The organism is Streptomyces sp. NPDC052016 (assembly GCF_044548445.1).
Classification (GTDB): Bacteria; Actinomycetota; Actinomycetes; order Streptomycetales; family Streptomycetaceae; genus Streptomyces.
Map to the genome: position 1 here is coordinate 178,777 of NZ_JBIUBX010000010.1, position 15,096 is coordinate 193,872.

13 protein-coding genes are annotated in these 15,096 nt (G+C 73.8%); 5 read left to right on the plus strand and 8 right to left on the minus strand.

Annotated elements, in window-relative coordinates; all coding sequences use genetic code 11:
* Window positions 1–191 precede the first annotated feature (191 nt).
* The gene (locus tag ACIHAR_RS14955; RefSeq protein ID WP_400019601.1) at window positions 192–2,138 is read left to right on the plus strand and encodes a Xaa-Pro dipeptidyl-peptidase; all 1,947 of its coding nucleotides are present in this window, start codon (window positions 192–194) and stop codon (window positions 2,136–2,138) included.
* 30 nt (window positions 2,139–2,168) lie between these two features.
* Here the strand turns inward: ACIHAR_RS14955 and ACIHAR_RS14960 are convergent, their stop codons facing one another.
* On the minus strand, window positions 2,169–3,119 hold the full coding sequence (locus ACIHAR_RS14960) for an NAD(P)/FAD-dependent oxidoreductase (RefSeq protein ID WP_400019681.1): 951 nt from the start codon (window positions 3,117–3,119) through the stop codon (window positions 2,169–2,171).
* 96 nt (window positions 3,120–3,215) lie between these two features.
* Here ACIHAR_RS14960 and ACIHAR_RS14965 point away from each other — a divergent pair, with 96 nt between their 5' ends.
* Window positions 3,216–4,856 carry an ABC-F family ATP-binding cassette domain-containing protein gene (locus ACIHAR_RS14965; protein WP_400019603.1) on the plus strand — a complete coding sequence of 547 codons (1,641 nt, stop codon included), beginning with the start codon at window positions 3,216–3,218 and terminating at the stop codon, window positions 4,854–4,856.
* A 143-nt stretch (window positions 4,857–4,999) separates the two neighbouring features.
* Here the strand turns inward: ACIHAR_RS14965 and ACIHAR_RS14970 are convergent, their stop codons facing one another.
* The 4 genes from ACIHAR_RS14970 to ACIHAR_RS14985 all read right to left on the minus strand — a co-directional run bounded on the left by ACIHAR_RS14970 (window position 5,000) and on the right by ACIHAR_RS14985 (window position 9,730).
* The gene (locus ACIHAR_RS14970) at window positions 5,000–5,584 is read right to left on the minus strand and encodes a DinB family protein (RefSeq protein WP_400019605.1); all 585 of its coding nucleotides are present in this window, start codon (window positions 5,582–5,584) and stop codon (window positions 5,000–5,002) included.
* Window positions 5,585–5,626: 42 nt separating this feature from the next.
* Window positions 5,627–6,190, minus strand: coding sequence for a putative glycolipid-binding domain-containing protein (locus tag ACIHAR_RS14975; RefSeq protein ID WP_365458386.1), 564 nt, complete (start codon window positions 6,188–6,190; stop codon window positions 5,627–5,629).
* Window positions 6,191–6,991: 801 nt separating this feature from the next.
* A complete protein-coding gene (locus ACIHAR_RS14980; protein WP_365458389.1) occupies window positions 6,992–9,388 on the minus strand; it encodes a Tex family protein in 2,397 nt (798 codons plus the stop codon).
* A 210-nt stretch (window positions 9,389–9,598) separates the two neighbouring features.
* Window positions 9,599–9,730, minus strand: a complete 132-nt coding sequence (locus ACIHAR_RS14985; RefSeq protein ID WP_365458392.1) for an LPFR motif small protein — start codon at window positions 9,728–9,730, stop codon at window positions 9,599–9,601.
* 153 nt (window positions 9,731–9,883) lie between these two features.
* Here ACIHAR_RS14985 and ACIHAR_RS14990 point away from each other — a divergent pair, with 153 nt between their 5' ends.
* A complete protein-coding gene (locus tag ACIHAR_RS14990; protein WP_400019608.1) occupies window positions 9,884–10,843 on the plus strand; it encodes a GlxA family transcriptional regulator in 960 nt (319 codons plus the stop codon).
* A 44-nt stretch (window positions 10,844–10,887) separates the two neighbouring features.
* Window positions 10,888–11,523, plus strand: a complete 636-nt coding sequence (locus ACIHAR_RS14995; protein WP_400019610.1) for a DJ-1/PfpI family protein — start codon at window positions 10,888–10,890, stop codon at window positions 11,521–11,523.
* On the opposite strand, the gene ACIHAR_RS15000 is transcribed toward ACIHAR_RS14995, so the two are convergent.
* Window positions 11,510–12,259, minus strand: coding sequence for an enoyl-CoA hydratase/isomerase family protein (locus tag ACIHAR_RS15000; protein ID WP_365458401.1), 750 nt, complete (start codon window positions 12,257–12,259; stop codon window positions 11,510–11,512). The genes ACIHAR_RS14995 and ACIHAR_RS15000 overlap by 14 nt on opposite strands.
* Window positions 12,260–12,549: 290 nt before the next feature.
* Here ACIHAR_RS15000 and ACIHAR_RS15005 point away from each other — a divergent pair, with 290 nt between their 5' ends.
* Window positions 12,550–13,086, plus strand: coding sequence for an ATP-binding protein (locus ACIHAR_RS15005; RefSeq protein WP_365458582.1), 537 nt, complete (start codon window positions 12,550–12,552; stop codon window positions 13,084–13,086).
* A 17-nt stretch (window positions 13,087–13,103) separates the two neighbouring features.
* Here the strand turns inward: ACIHAR_RS15005 and idi are convergent, their stop codons facing one another.
* A complete protein-coding gene (gene idi, locus ACIHAR_RS15010; protein ID WP_365458404.1) occupies window positions 13,104–13,697 on the minus strand; it encodes an isopentenyl-diphosphate Delta-isomerase in 594 nt (197 codons plus the stop codon).
* Between the two features lie 189 nt (window positions 13,698–13,886).
* Window positions 13,887–14,828: a cation diffusion facilitator family transporter gene (locus ACIHAR_RS15015; RefSeq protein WP_365458407.1), complete on the minus strand. Its 942-nt coding sequence runs from the start codon at window positions 14,826–14,828 to the stop codon at window positions 13,887–13,889.
* Window positions 14,829–15,096: the final 268 nt, after the last annotated feature.

Here is a 15,096-nt window from a genome sequence, read left to right on the forward strand (position 1 = left end):
AGTCGTGGGGGGTGGAAGTCTGTTCGGAGCCTATTGACTTCCTGTGCCCGAGACCTGCCCACGGCCGGCCCTGTCACACGAACGCCATCCGGCCGTCATGACCGAACCCTTTCCCCCCGGGCGCCTCCGGTCACAGCCGACGCGGAATCGCCCTCTTCTGCACGGGAGTTGACCGGGGTACCGTCCCGCGCATGCCGACACGCACGCGCTTCACGATCTGGAGACCGCTCGCGGCCGCCGCCGTCACCGCCCTGGTGGCCGCCGTCCTCACCCCGGCGACGGCCCACGCCACCACCCCACGCGAGAGCCGACCCGTCTACTCCTACGAGAACGCCGTCCGCGAGGCCGTCTGGGTCGACACCCGCCTCGACGGCGACGGCGACGGCAGGACCGACCGGGTCGCCGTCGACATCGTCCGCCCCCGCGAACCCGCCGAGCGGGGCCGCAAGGTGCCCGTCATCATGGACGCCAGCCCCTACTACTCCTGCTGCGGACGCGGCAACGAGAGCCAGCGCAAGACGTACGACGCGAACGGCGACGTCGTCCAGATGCCGCTGTTCTACGACAACTACTTCGTGCCCCGCGGCTACGCCTTCGTCGGCGTCGACCTGGCCGGCACCAACCGCTCCGACGGCTGCGTCGACGTCGGCGGCCGCTCCGACATCCTCTCCGCGAAGGCCGTCGTCGACTGGCTGAACGGGCGCGGCACGGCGTACACCACCCGCACCGGAGCCACCACCGTCGCGGCGGGCTGGACCAACGGCAGAACCGGCATGATCGGAAAGAGCTGGGACGGCACCATCGCCAACGGCGTCGCCGCCACCGGTGTGAAGGGCCTGAAGACCATCGTCCCGATCAGTGCCATCTCCTCCTGGTACGACTACTACTTCCAGCAGGGCGCCCCGCTGTACGACTCCGGCCCCGACTGGCTCTCGAACTACGTGAACAGCCCCGACGCCCGCGCCAGGTGCGCCGCGACCCAGCGGAAGCTCGTCGACGGAGCCCCCAGGACCGGCGACCGGACGCCGCTGTGGTCCGAGCGCGACTACGTCGAGGACGCCGGCAAGGTGAAGGCCAGCGTCTTCCTCATCCACGGCCTCCAGGACCTCAACGTCCGCATGAAGCACGTCGGCCAGTGGTGGGACGCCCTCGCCGAGCACGGCGTCGAGCGCAAGATCTGGCTCTCCCAGACCGGCCACGTCGACCCCTTCGACTTCCGCCGCGCCGACTGGGTGAAGACCCTGCACCGCTGGTTCGACCACGAACTCCTCGGCTACGACAACGGCATCGACCGCGAGCCCATGGCCGACATCGAACGCCACCCCGACCAGTGGGTCACCGCCGACGTCTGGCCGCCGAAGGGCGCCCGGGCGACGACGCTGCGCCCGGCCGCCGGCGAACAGGCGGGCGTCGGCACCCTCGGCCTCCGCAAGGGTGGGGGCACCGCGACCTTCACCGACGACCCGCGGCTCGGCGAGACCGACTGGGCCGCCCGGATCGACACCCCGACTCCCGACAAGGCCGGCTTCGTGACCCGGCCCCTCACCCGGGACCTGCGCCTGTCCGGCTCCTCCACGGTCACCGTCACCGCCACGCCCACCACGGCGACGGCCCACCTGAGCGCCGTCCTCGTCGACCTCGGCCCCGCCACCATCCGCGACTACGCGGCGAGCGGCGAGGGCATCACCACGCTCACCGACCGCACCTGCTGGGGCGAGAGCACCCCCGGGGACAGCGCCTGCTTCAAGGAGACGAAGGCGCGGACCGCCGACGTCGACCACACGGTCGTCAGCCGCGGCTGGGCCGATCTCGGCACCCATGCCGACGCGGGGAAGGGCGGCCCCCTCACCCCGGGCAGGGCCTACACCCTCACCCTCGACCTGGCGGCCACCGACCACGTCGTACCGGCGGGCCACCGGCTGGCGCTGATCGTGGCGGGCACCGACAAGGACCTGATCGACCCGCCGGCCGACACCCCGACCCTCACCCTGGACCTCTCCCGCACCTCCGCCCGGGTCCCGCTGGTCGGCGGTGCCGGGGCGTTCGCCGCCGCCACGACGGGATCCGCGGCGACGGCCCCCGGCGCCGGGCTGCTGGACGGCGTGCGGGCGACGCAGAACCCCTACCGGGTCCCGTAAGGCGCACACCGTCAGGCAACTGTCGGCCCGTCAGGAGGGGGCGGCCAGTGCGGCCGCCTCCTCCGCGCAGCCCCAGGCCACGGTCACCCCGCCCCCGCCGTGCCCGTAGTGGTGCACCAGCACCCGCCCTTCCGGCGTCGCCTCCCGCTCCAGCCGCACCGCGTCCCGCACGGGCCGCAGCCCCACCCGGTGCTCCAGCACCCGCGCCCCGGCGACCTCCGGCCGGAGCGCGGCACAGCGCCGCACGATCTCCTCGGCGACCGCGGGATCCGGCTCCAGCGACCACACGTCGTCCTCCGCGGTGCCGCCGAGGACGAGCCGTCCGGGCTGCGGGAAGAGGTAGGCCGGTGCACTGTCCGGGGCGGCGGACACGAGCCAGGTGTGGATCCCCGGGTTCTCCACGACGACCAACTGCCCCCGCTGCGGCCGCAGCGACGTGTCCCCGGCCAGCTCCCGCGCTCCCAGGCCCGCGCAGTTGACGACGACCGGCGCGTCGGCCTCCGCCAGGTCGGTCACCGTGCGCTCCTCGACCGTGCCGCCCGCGCGCAGCAACCGCTCGCGCAGCCACGGCAGATGGACCGCCATGTCGATCAGCGGCAGCCGCGCCCGGACGGCCGTCCCCGTGCCGCACTCCCGCGCGGTCGCCCGGCGCAGCCCGGTCAGCCGGCCGGCCGTCCAGCTTTCGACGTCGGCGGGCTCCGTGCCGCCCATGACGCCCTCGACCAGCCGCACACCGGTCTCCCCGGGCCGCTGGGCCAGCTCCTCGTACACCTCCAGCGAGCGCAGCGCCCACCGGCGGGCCGACGCCATCGGCTCGATGTGGTACGGCCACCACAGGGCGCCGGCGACGGCCGAGGTGGTCCGCTCGGCCGGGTCCCGCGTCCACACCCGCACACGACGGCCCCGCTCGGCCAGGACGACCGCCGTCGTCAGTCCGATGACCCCGCCCCCGACCACGACGACCCCGCCGTTCGCACGCATGTCCACGTCCGCACGGTAACCCGGCGTCCCGCCCGGCGGCGACGGGGCGAAACCGCCGCGACCGCGGCACGGCGGGCCGACTAGGATCCACCTACTGTGACCGCCACTCTCGTCGCCAAGAACCTCGCCGCCGGGCACGGCGACCGCTCCCTCTTCTCCGGCCTCGACCTCGTCGTCGCCCCCGGGGACGTGATCGGGCTGGTCGGAGCCAACGGCGCCGGCAAGTCCACGCTGCTGAGGCTGCTCGCCGGGCTCACCGCGCCGGAGGGTGGCGAGCTCAGGCTCTCCCCGCCGACCGCGACCGTCGGTCATCTGCCCCAGGAGCCGGAGCGCCGTCCCGGCGAGAGCGTGCGGGAGTTCCTCGCCCGCCGCACCGGTGTCGCGGAGGCGCAGCGCGCGATGGACGAGGCCACGCAGGGACTGGTCGACGGGGCCCCGGGTGCCGACGACGCCTACGCGGCGAGTCTGGAGCGCTGGCTCGGCCTCGGCGGCGCCGACCTCGACGAGCGGGCGGAGGAGGTCGCCGACTCCCTCGGCCTCGGCGTCGGCCTCGACCAGCCGATGACGTCCCTGTCCGGCGGCCAGGCCGCCCGCGCGGGCCTGGCCTCCCTCCTCCTGTCCCGCTACGACGTCTTCCTCCTCGACGAGCCCACCAACGACCTCGACCTCGACGGCCTCGAACGCCTCGAACGCTTCGTGACCGGCCTGCGCGCCGGCACCGTCGTGGTCAGCCACGACCGCGAGTTCCTCACCCGCACCGTCACCAAGGTCCTCGAACTCGACCTCGCCCAGCGGCAGATCAACCTCTACGGCGGCGGCTACGACGCCTACCTGGAGGAGCGCGACGTGGCCCGCCGGCACGCCCGGGAGGACTACGAGGAGTACGCCGACAAGAGATCCGCCCTCCAGGACCGCGCGCAGATGCAGCGCGCCTGGATGGACAAGGGCGTGCGGAACGCGCGCCGCAAGGCGGGCAATGACAACGACAAGATCGGCCGCAAGTTCCGCAGCGAGGCCAGCGAGAAGCAGGCCGCGAAGGCCCGGCAGACCCAGCGCATGATCGAACGCCTGGAGGTCGTCGAGGAGCCCCGCAAGGAGTGGGAGCTGCGGATGGAGATCGCGGCCGCCCCGCGCTCCGGCGCGGTCGTGGCCACGCTGCGGGACGCGGAGGTGCGGCGCGGCGCGTTCACCTTCGGCCCGGTGTCCCTGCAGATCGACTGGGCGGACCGGGTCGCCGTCACCGGTGCGAACGGCGCCGGCAAGTCGACCCTGCTCGGCGCGCTGCTCGGCCGGATCCCGCTGGACGCCGGGCACGCCGCTCTCGGCTCCGGCGTCCTGGTGGGCGAGGTCGACCAGGCCCGCAAGCTGTTCCACGGACCCGAGGCGCTGCTCGACGCGTTCCGCGTGGCCGTCCCCGACACCGAACCGGTCGAGGTACGCACGCTCCTGGCCAAGTTCGGCCTGAAATCCGACCACGTCCTGAGGCCGGCGGCGACCCTGTCACCGGGCGAGCGCACCCGCGCCGCCCTCGCCCTCCTGCAGGGCCGGGGCGTCAACCTCCTGGTCCTCGACGAGCCGACCAACCACCTCGACCTGCCGGCCATCGAGCAACTGGAGTCCGCCCTCGACGCCTACGAGGGCACCCTCCTCCTGGTCACCCACGACCGGCGCATGCTCGACGCGGTCCGCGTCACCCGCCGCCTGGAGGTCGCCGACGGCAAGGTGACGGAGCGGTAGCGCTCCGCGGGGGCGGGAGCACAGGCGCCCGCTGCGGGTGGGCCGTGGCCGCTCGCGCGGTGCGGGCGCCGCATGGCCGGTCGCGCGGTTCCCCGCGCCCCCGGCGGGGCCTGTCCCTGACGACTTCGGACCTCGGCGTCGGCTCACGACCCGCCGGCCTCCTTCGCGGCCCGCTCCACGCGGTCCCGGTGCGCGGCCCACCACAACGCGTTCCCTTCAGGCGTGTTGAGGCCGCCGGGGCGCTGTCCGGCCGCCCCGTCGATCAGCTCCCGCACGATGTCGGCGTGCCCGGCGTGCCGGTGCGTCTCACCGATCATGTGGGCGAGGGCGCGGTGCAGCGTCACCTCACCCTTCCCGGCACCCGGGATCCGGCCGACCGCGTCCAGGGGCAGCGCCGCGACCGTCCCGTCCGCGTGCGCGCAGGCCCGCCGGTACAGCCCGACGACCTCCTCGCGCGTCTCGTCGGCGCGGGCCCACAGGTCCGCGTTGGGCTCGGCGTCCCCGGTGATCCACAGGGGCGCGCCCGGGAAGGGCCGCCCGAACACCGTGCCGAAGGAGAACGCCTCCGCACCGGCCAGATGTTTGACCAGTCCCAGCAGATTGGTGCCGGTGGGGGTCATGGGCCGCCGCACGTCGTACTCCGGCAGCCCGTCGAGCTTCCACAGCAGCACATCGCGGGCGTCCTGCAGATTCGTCCGCAGGTCCGCCTTGGGATCCGGCTCGGTCATGCGGACCAGTCTGCCGACCGGACGATCTCCGGCAAGCCGTTTTCAGACCAGGCGCGCGGCAAGCCCCGGGTAGTCGAGGACGAAGCCGTCCTCGTCGAACTCGATCTCGCTGCGGAAGGTCCCGGAAGCGAACCGGACCCGTGCGCCCGAGCCCGTCGGCCCGAGATACGTGTACGTCTGCCACGACGGCCGCACGGTCAGTGCCGGCACCGACACCCAGGCCGTCAGCAACCGCCGCTCGCCCGGCCCCCGGTGCAGTCCGTGCCGCAGCACCGGCATCGTGTTGGTGAGCGGGCACAGTCCCAGGTCGCAGTCGAGGGCGTCCTCGAACCCGGGCAGCCGCTCCCCGTCGGCCGTCCAGCCTCCCCGGCCGTCGTGCCGCAGATCGAGCGACCGCTTCCGCTGCGCCGTCTCGACCGTGACCGCCAGCCGTCGCGTCACGAACCGGTCGGCGGTCTCGAGCTCGTACGAGACCCAGTACGGCTCCGGCACGGTCCCGACCGCACGTCCCCGCGCCCGGAGCACCCCGTCGCCGACCTCGGTCCACGCGGTCTCGTATCCGCCGCTCGCCGTGACATCCCACGTCAGGACACGTGAAGTGGTCATACCGTCACTGTACGAGCGCTCCCGGCCCAGGCGGCCTCCCGAGGCCAAACCCACCCCAGCCGTGGGCCCCGGCGGCTCGCCGGAGTCAGACTCGCCCCAGCCGCGGGTTCCGGCGGCTCGCCGGGGTCGGTCCTGCGCTCGTGAGCCGTGGGCTCCGGCGGCTTGCCGGGACCCGTCCCGCAGCCGTCAGTTGTGTGTGTCGGCGGTTTTCGGGGTCGGGCCCGCGTCTCGGCCGTGGGTCCCGGCGGCGTGTCGGGGTCGGGCCCGCGCTGGTCGGTCGTGGGTCCCGGCGCCGTGCCGGGACCCGTCCCGCAGCCGTCAGTTGTGTGTGTCGGCGGTTTTCGGGGTCGGGCCCGCGTCGTCGGCCGTGGGTCCCGGCGGCGTGTCGGGGTCGGTCCTGCGCTGGTCGGTCGTGGGCCGCGGGCGCCGTGCCGGGACCCGTCTCGCAGCCGTCAGCCGCGGGTTCCGGCAGCTCGCCGGGTCGGTCCTGCGCTCGTCGGCCGTGGGCCGCGGGCGCCGTGCCGGGACCAGTCCCGCAGCCGTCAGCCGCGGGTTCCGGCAGCTCGCCGGGTCGGTCCTGCGCTCGTCGGCCGTGGGCCGCGGGCGCCGTGCCGGGACCCGTCTCGCAGCCGTCAGCCGCGGGTTCCGGCGGCTCGCCGGGTCGGTCCCGCGCTCGTGAGCCGTGGGCTCCGGCGGCTTGCCGGGACCCGTCCCGCGGCCGTGGGCCCGGCGGCTTTTGAGGTCGGGCCCACACCCGTCAACCGCGGGCCCCGGCGCCCGCCGGGACCCGTCCCGCGGCCGTCAGCCGCGGCCCTTCTTCGGGTCGAGCAGTCCCGCGCGGCGCAGTGCGTCGGCCATCGCGCTGTTCGCCGGTGCCGGAGCCTGGCGGGCGCCGCCGCCGCGCTGACCGCCGCCCTCGCCGCGCCGGCCGGAGCCCTGCCGCTGCTGCGGCGGGCGCCCGCCCCCGCCGCGCTGCGGCCGGCCCTCGCCGGAGGCGCCCTTCGGGGCCGCCTCGTCGTCCAGGCGCAGGGTCAGCGAGATCCGCTTGCGCGGGATGTCGACGTCGAGGACCTTCACCTTGACGATGTCACCGGGCTTGACCACGTCCCGCGGGTCCTTCACGAACGTCCTCGACATCGCGGAGACGTGCACCAGACCGTCCTGGTGGACACCGACGTCGACGAAGGCGCCGAAGGCCGCCACGTTCGTCACCACGCCCTCCAGGATCATCCCGGACGACAGGTCGGAGATCTTCTCCACGCCCTCCTTGAAGGTGGCCGTCTTGAAGGCGGGCCGCGGGTCGCGACCGGGCTTCTCCAGCTCCTTGAGGATGTCGGTGACGGTCGGCAGACCGAACGTCTCGTCGACGAAGTCGTCGGGCCTGAGCGAGCGCAGCACCGACGTGTTGCCGATGAGGGCCGCCACCTCCTGCCCGGACGTCTTCACCATCCGCCGGACCACCGGGTACGCCTCGGGGTGCACGCTGGAGGCGTCCAGCGGGTCGTCGCCGCCCCGGATCCGCAGGAAGCCCGCGCACTGCTCGTACGCCTTCGGGCCGAGCCGCGCGACCTTCTTCAGCTCCTGCCGCGACCGGAAGGGCCCGTTGGCGTCGCGGTGCGCCACGATGTTCTCCGCGAGGCCGGAGGTGATGCCGGAGACGCGGGCGAGCAGCGGGGCCGACGCGGTGTTCACGTCCACGCCGACGCCGTTCACGCAGTCCTCCACCACCGCGTCCAGCGAGCGCGACAGCTTCACCTCGGACAGGTCGTGCTGGTACTGGCCGACGCCGATCGACTTGGGGTCGATCTTGACGAGCTCGGCCAGCGGGTCCTGCAGCCGCCGTGCGATCGACACCGCGCCCCGCAGCGACACGTCCATGTCGGGCAGTTCCTGGGAGGCGAAGGCGGAGGCCGAGTACACGGAGGCGCCCGCCTCCGACACCATCACCTTGGTCAGCTTCAGCTCCGGGTGCTTCGTGATGAGTTCACCGGCGAGCTTGTCGGTCTCGCGGGACGCGGTGCCGTTGCCGATCGCGACCAGCTCGACCGCGTGCTCCTTCGCCAGCCGCGCGAGCTTGGCGATCGCCTCGTCCCACCGGTTCGCCGGGACGTGCGGGTGGATGACGTCGGTGGCGACGACCTTGCCGGTCGCGTCGACCACGGCCACCTTCACACCGGTACGGAAGCCGGGGTCCAGGCCCAGCGTGGCGCGGGTGCCGGCCGGGGCGGCCAGCAGCAGGTCGCGCAGGTTGGCGGCGAACACGTCGACGGCCTCGTCCTCCGCGGCCGTACGCAGCCGCAGGCGCAGGTCGATGCCGAGGTGCACGAGGATCCGCGTCCGCCAGGCCCAGCGGACCGTGTCGGTCAGCCACTTGTCGGCGGGGCGGCCGCGGTCGGCGATGCCGAAGCGGTGCGCGACGATCCCCTCGTACGACGAGGGCCCGTCCGTCGGCTCCTCCGGCTCCAGGACGAGGTCGAGGACCTCCTCCTTCTCGCCGCGCAGCATCGCCAGGATGCGGTGCGAGGGCAGCTCCGTGAACGGCTCGGCGAAGTCGAAGTAGTCGGCGAACTTCGCGCCCGCCTCCTCCTTGCCCTCCCGCACCTTCGCGGCGAGGCGCCCACGCACCCACATGCGCTCGCGCAGCTCGCCGATCAGGTCGGCGTCCTCCGAGAACCGCTCGGTGAGGATCGCCCGCGCGCCGTCCAGCGCGGCCTGCGGATCGGCGACGCCCTTGCCGGCGTCCACGAAGGCGGCCGCCGCCGCGAGGGGCTCCACGGTCGGGTCGCCGAGCAGCCCCTCGGCCAGCGGCTCCAGCCCGGCCTCCCGCGCGATCTGCGCCTTCGTCCGCCGCTTCGGCTTGTACGGCAGGTAGACGTCCTCGAGCCGCGCCTTGGTCTCGGCGCCGAGGATCCGCGCCTCGAGCTCCTCGGTGAGCTTGCCCTGCTCGCGCACGGACTCCAGGATCGCCGCCCGGCGCTCCTCCAGCTCCCGCAGATAGCGCAGCCGCTCCTCGATCGTGCGCAGCTGCGCGTCGTCGAGCATCTCGGTCGCTTCCTTGCGGTAGCGGGCGATGAAAGGCACCGTCGAACCGCCGTCGAGCAGCTCCACGGCGGCCTTCACCTGCCGCTCCCGTACGCCGAGCTCCTCGGCGATCCTGCCTTCGATGGACCCTACTTCGATGGACCCGGGTGTCGTCACGATCCCGTACCGCCTTCTCCACTGAGGTTGCGCGGCAATTGTGGCAGGTGACACCGACACTCGGGGATCAGGGCGGACTCCCGGCGGGCCGGGGAGGCGGGCAGGGCGGGCGCGAGCGTCCTCGTCCGCCGCGCCCCCGCCTCCCGTCGGCGCCGGGTCCCGGCGCGTCCCGTGTCGCGGGCGCCCCACCGCCCCGGCGGCCCGGACCGCTCAGGCCCTGCCGTGCCGAGTCGAGGCCGACGCCCCGCCGAAGAGCCGGGCCAGGGCCCGGAAGGGCAGGGTCACCACGGTGGCGGCGGCGCCGCCGATCTGTCGCAGGACGTCTGCGATCGCACGGAACACGTGACTCTCCTTTCGTCTCCGGCCGCCACGGCCGGAGAGGCACGGGTACCTCGAGGGCGCCCGGGCATGCCCGTCATCCCTCGGGGAGGCATGGCAGGAAAGGTGGGGAACCGGTCATTGCCGCCATCTGTCGGTCCGTCAAGAATCGACCGCATGGCGCAGCGAACCGTTCTCGTCGTCCTCTTCGACGGCGTCCAGAGTCTCGACGTCACCGGGCCCGTGGAGGTCTTCGCGGGAGCCGAGCAGCTCGTCCCCGGGACGTACCGCATCGGCACCGCCTCCCTGGACGGCGCGCCGGTGCGCACCTCCAGCGGCCTCACGCTCGTACCCGACGGGACGCTCGCCGGCGCGCCCGGCCCGCACACCCTGCTCGTCCCGGGCGGCCGCGGCACCCGCCGTCCCGACCCGCGCCTGACCGGCTGGCTGCGCGAGAACGGCCCCCGGGCCGAACGGCTGGTCTCCGTGTGCACCGGCGCGATCCTGCTCGCCGAGGCCGGCTTGCTGGACGGCCGACGCGTCACGACCCACTGGGCGTACTGCGACACCCTGGCCCGCGACCACCCGGCCGTCGAGGTCGACGCCGACCCCGTCTACGTACGGGACGGGCACGTGTCGACGTCGGCCGGCGTCACCTCGGGCATCGACCTGGCCCTGGCCCTGGTCGAGGAGGACCTGGGCCGGGAGGCGGCCCTCACCGTCGCCCGCCACCTGGTCGTCTTCCTGCGCAGGCCCGGCAACCAGGCCCAGTTCAGCGCCCAGCTCGCCGCCCAGACCGCGCAGCGCGAACCGCTGCGGGAAGTCCAGCAGTGGATCACCGAGCATCCCGCCGACGACCTGACCGTCGAGGCGCTCGCCGCCCGCGCCCGCCTGTCGCCCCGCCACTTCGCCCGGGCCTTCCGCGCCGAGACCGGCACCACGCCCGGCCGCTACGTCGACCGGGTCCGCCTCGAACACGCCCGCCGCCTCCTGGAGGACACCGGCGACGGCGTCGAGGAGATCTCCCGGGCGAGCGGCTACGGCACCCCCGAGGCGATGCGCCGCGCCTTCGTCAGGGCCCTCGGCACCGCCCCGGCCGAGTACCGGCGCCGATTCCACCCGGCGCACACCCACTGACCCACGCCGGCGGCACACCGCCCCCGACACCGAGAGAGGCCCTCATGCAGATCGCCATCGTCCTCTTCGACCGCTTCACCGCCCTGGACGCCGTCGGCCCCTACGAGACCCTGGGCCGTCTCCCGGACGCGCGGACCGTGTTCGTCGCCGAGCGGGCCGGCCCCGTGCGCACCGACACCGGGACCCTCGCGCTGGTCGCCGACCGGACGTTCGCTGAGGTGCCGAGTCCCGACATCGTGGTGGTGCCCGGCGGGCCCGGGCAGACCCCGCAGATGGAGAACACCGTGCTGCTGGACTGGCTGCGCGCCGCCGACGCCGCCAGCACCTGGACGACCTCGGTGTGCACCGGTTCCCTGCTGCTGGCCGCCGCCGGACTCCTCGAAGGCCGCCGCGCGACCTCGCACTGGCTCGCGCTCGACCACCTCAGGCGGTTCGGCGCCGAGCCGACGGGGGAGCGGGTGGCGACCGACGGGAAGTACGTCACCGCGGCCGGCGTCTCCTCGGGCATCGACATGGGCCTCACCCTGCTCGGCAGGCTCGCGGGCGACGAGCACGCCCAGGCCGTACAGCTGTTGACCGAGTACGACCCGCAGCCGCCCTACGACGCCGGGTCCCCGCAGAAGGCGCCCGCGCACCTCGTCGAGGAGTTCCGGTCCAGGAGCCGCTTCATCCTGACGTAGTCCAGGTGAAGCGCGGCTCCCTGCGCTGGAGGAACGCGGCGACGCCCTCGGCGGTGTCGCCGCTGCCGCGGGCCTGCGCGGCCCAGTGCGCGTCCCGGTCCGTGCGGCCGTTCGCGAACTCCTTGGCGGCGGCCTGCGTGAGCTGTGAGCGGGACACCAGCACGCGCGCGAACTCCGCGACGCGCTCGTCGAGTTCGCCGGCCGGCAGCACCTCGTCGACGAACCCGGTGCGCAGCGCGCGCTCCGTGTCGATCAACTCGCCGGAGAACAGCAGGTACTTGGCGGTGGCCGGCCCCACCAGCGCCACCAGCCTGCGCGTCGCGGACGCCGGGTAGACGATCCCGAGCTTGGCCGGTGTCACCCCGAACAGGGCGCCGTCCTCGGCGAACCGCAGGTCGCAGGCGGCCGCGAGCTGCGCGCCGCCGCCGACGCAGTGGCCCTTCACCGCCGCCAGCGTCGGCTTGGGGAACGCGGCGAGGGCCTCCTCGGCGCGCACGGCCAGGTTCTGCGCCTCGTCCGGCGACCCCTGGAGGGTGGAGATGTCGGCCCCCGCGCAGAAGGTGCCGCCCGCGCCGGTCAGCACGAGCGCCCGTACGCCCGGGTCGGCGGCCAGCTTGTCCAGCAGCGGCGGCAGCGCCCGCCACATCGCGGCCGTCATGGCGTTGCGCTTGGCCGGGTGGTGCAGGACGACGGTGGCGACGTCGTCGGCGACGCCGTGCAGCAGCTCGGGCTCCATGCGCCGGATGCTAACCGCCCGCTCCCAGGCGTCATCGACCGCGTCCGGGTGAGCGCCGCCACATCGAGGGACGAACCGGGCGAGCGTGTCCCGCCGAACCCGTACAACCCGATTAGTGCGCGAAGGCGGCGCGAACGCGGCAGGAGACGCCGAATGCCGGACCGTCTCGGACATCACCGGTCGGGAGCAGTCGATAAGTGCTGACTTGTGTTCAGTCATTCGGAGGGGAGCGCCGCGTTACCAACACTCGACGTGTGGTGACAATCGAGCGCGAGGGTGGCGACCGGACGATGGACGACCACGGGCGCGGGCCCGCCCCACGCCCGGAGGGCGGGACAGGCACACCTCCCGGAGACCCGGAGCACACCGAACCCCTCGGGACCGGCGTGGCGCGACCGCTGCCGTACGAAGGGGTCTGGCGGTTCACCGCCGCCGCCGTGGACGCCTCGGTCCCGCAGGCGCGGCACGCCGTGCGGGACCTGCTGTTCCGCCAGGGGGTGCCGGTCTCGGAGGACCTCGTCCAGGGACTGCTGCTCATCGTCTCGGAACTGGTGACCAACGCCGTCCGGCACGCGGCGCTGCTGTCGCCGGTGCTCGCGGTGGAGGTCGCCGTCGGCGCCGAATGGGTGCGGGTGTCCGTGGAGGACAACCACCCCTACCGCCCGACCGCCCTGGAGACCGACCACGGCCGGACGGGCGGCCGCGGACTGCTCCTGGTACGGGAGATCACCAGGGAGGCGGGCGGGGTGTGCGACGTCGAGCACACCGCGAGCGGCGGAAAGGTGATCTGGGCCGCCCTGCCGCTCAAGACCGCGGGCGCCCTCTAGACCGGCCGGCGCTCAGGTCACCAGCCGGCCGACGGGCCCGTCAGCTCCCGGACCGCCGGCCGGGCCGCGTCCAGCACGGTCATGAACCACGCGGAGAACGTGTCCTTCGCGTGCCGCTCGGCCAGCTCTGCGGGCGTCACGAACGCCGTGCCGCCGACCTCCTCCGGGTCCGGCCGCAGCGGTTGCTGCACCATCCCGACGAACAGGTGGTTGTACTCCTGCTCCACCAGGCCCGAGGCCGGGTCCGGGTGGTTGTAACGGACCGTGCCCGCCTCCGCGAGCAGCGACGGGGACACCCCCAGCTCCTCGAAGGTGCGCCGCGCGGCCGCCGCGAACGGCGCCTCACCCGGGAACGGATGACCGCAGCAGGTGTTGGACCAGACACCGGGGGAGTGGTACTTGCCGAGCGCCCGCCGCTGGAGCAGCAGCCGGCCGCGCTCGTCGAAGAGGAACACGGAGAACGCCCGGTGCAGCCGCCCCGGCGGCTGATGGGCGTCGAGCTTCTCCGCGGTGCCGATGGTCACGCCGTCCTCGTCGACCAGCTCCAGCAGAATCGCGTCCGCGGCGCCGTTCGACGAGCCGGTCGTCGCGGTGGCAGGTGTGATCGGCATACCCATCCTTAGCATCGGTCCTCGCGCCCCCAGTCTGCCGTACGCGTCGGGCACTCCCGGCACTCCACACGAACGACCGCATGTCCCGCCACGGCAGGAGGGCCCGCTTGAGCTTCCCCGCGCGGGTACGCGGGGAACCGCACGGAACGGTTGTGCGGATCGCGGACCTCGGGCCCGGGCCGGAGCCGCTCAGTGGCAGAGCCGCGCCTCGTGCTCGGCGTGCCCGCCCGGCTCGAGCTGGAAGGTGCAGTGGCCGACGTCGAAGTGGTCGCCCAGGCAGCCCTGGAGCTCGTGCAGCATCTTCTCGTGGCCGATCGCGCTCAGCGCCTCCGAGCTCACCACCACGTGCGCGGACAGCACCGGCATCCCCGAGGTGATCGTCCAGGCGTGCAGGTCGTGGACGTCCTCCACCCCGTCCAGCGCCAGGATGTGCTCCCGCACCTCCGCCATGTCGACGCCCTTGGGCGCCGCCTCCAGCAGCACGTCCAGCGTCTCGCGCAGCAGCTTCCACGTCCGCGGCACGATCATCAGGCCGATGACGAGCGAGGCGATCGGGTCCGCGGCCTGCCAGCCGGTGGAGAGGATCACCGCCGCCGAGAGCAGCACCGCCACCGAGCCCAGCGCGTCCGCCGCCACCTCGAGGAACGCGCCCCGCACGTTCAGGCTCTCCGCCTGGCCGCGCAACAGCAGCGTGAGCGACACCATGTTCGCGACCAGGCCGATCCCGCCGAACACGAGCATCAGCCCGCCCTCGGTGGGCGCCGGCGTGAAGAACCTCTGGACCGCCTCGTACAGGACGTAGCCGCCCACCCCGAGCAGCAGCAGACAGTTGGCGAGGGCGGCCAGGATCTCCGCGCGGGCGTAGCCGAACGTGCGGTTGGTGCTCGCGGGCCGGTTGGCGAAGTGGATGGCCAGCAGCGCCATGCCGAGGCCCACCGCGTCCGTCGCCATGTGCGCCGCGTCCGCGATCAGGGCGAGGGAGTCCGCGAGGACCCCGCCGACGATCTCCACCACCATCACGGTGAGCGTGATCGCCAGCGCCACCCGCAGCCTTCCGCGGTACGCCGCCGCCGCCGTGCCGTTCGTCGGCGCGTGCGCGTGCGTATGGCCGTGGTCGTGCCCAGCCCCCATGCGGAAAGCCCTCCTGTGATCCGTCCGGAAGCTTCAGTGAACTACGGGCGGGGGGTACCGGGCAACGCGGCACTGAACACCGTTGTCATCTGCTCTGACCTGCGGAAACGAACCGCAGGTCAGGCTGGCCTCCCCTCCGGTCCGGCCGCCTCGCGCGAGCTGCCCGGACCGCGGTTTGTCGGCCGGGCCGCCGATCACCCATGATGATCTCGGCAAAGAGCGGTGCACCGTGCCGCCGGACCGCGCACCGACCTGAACGGCCGGTGAA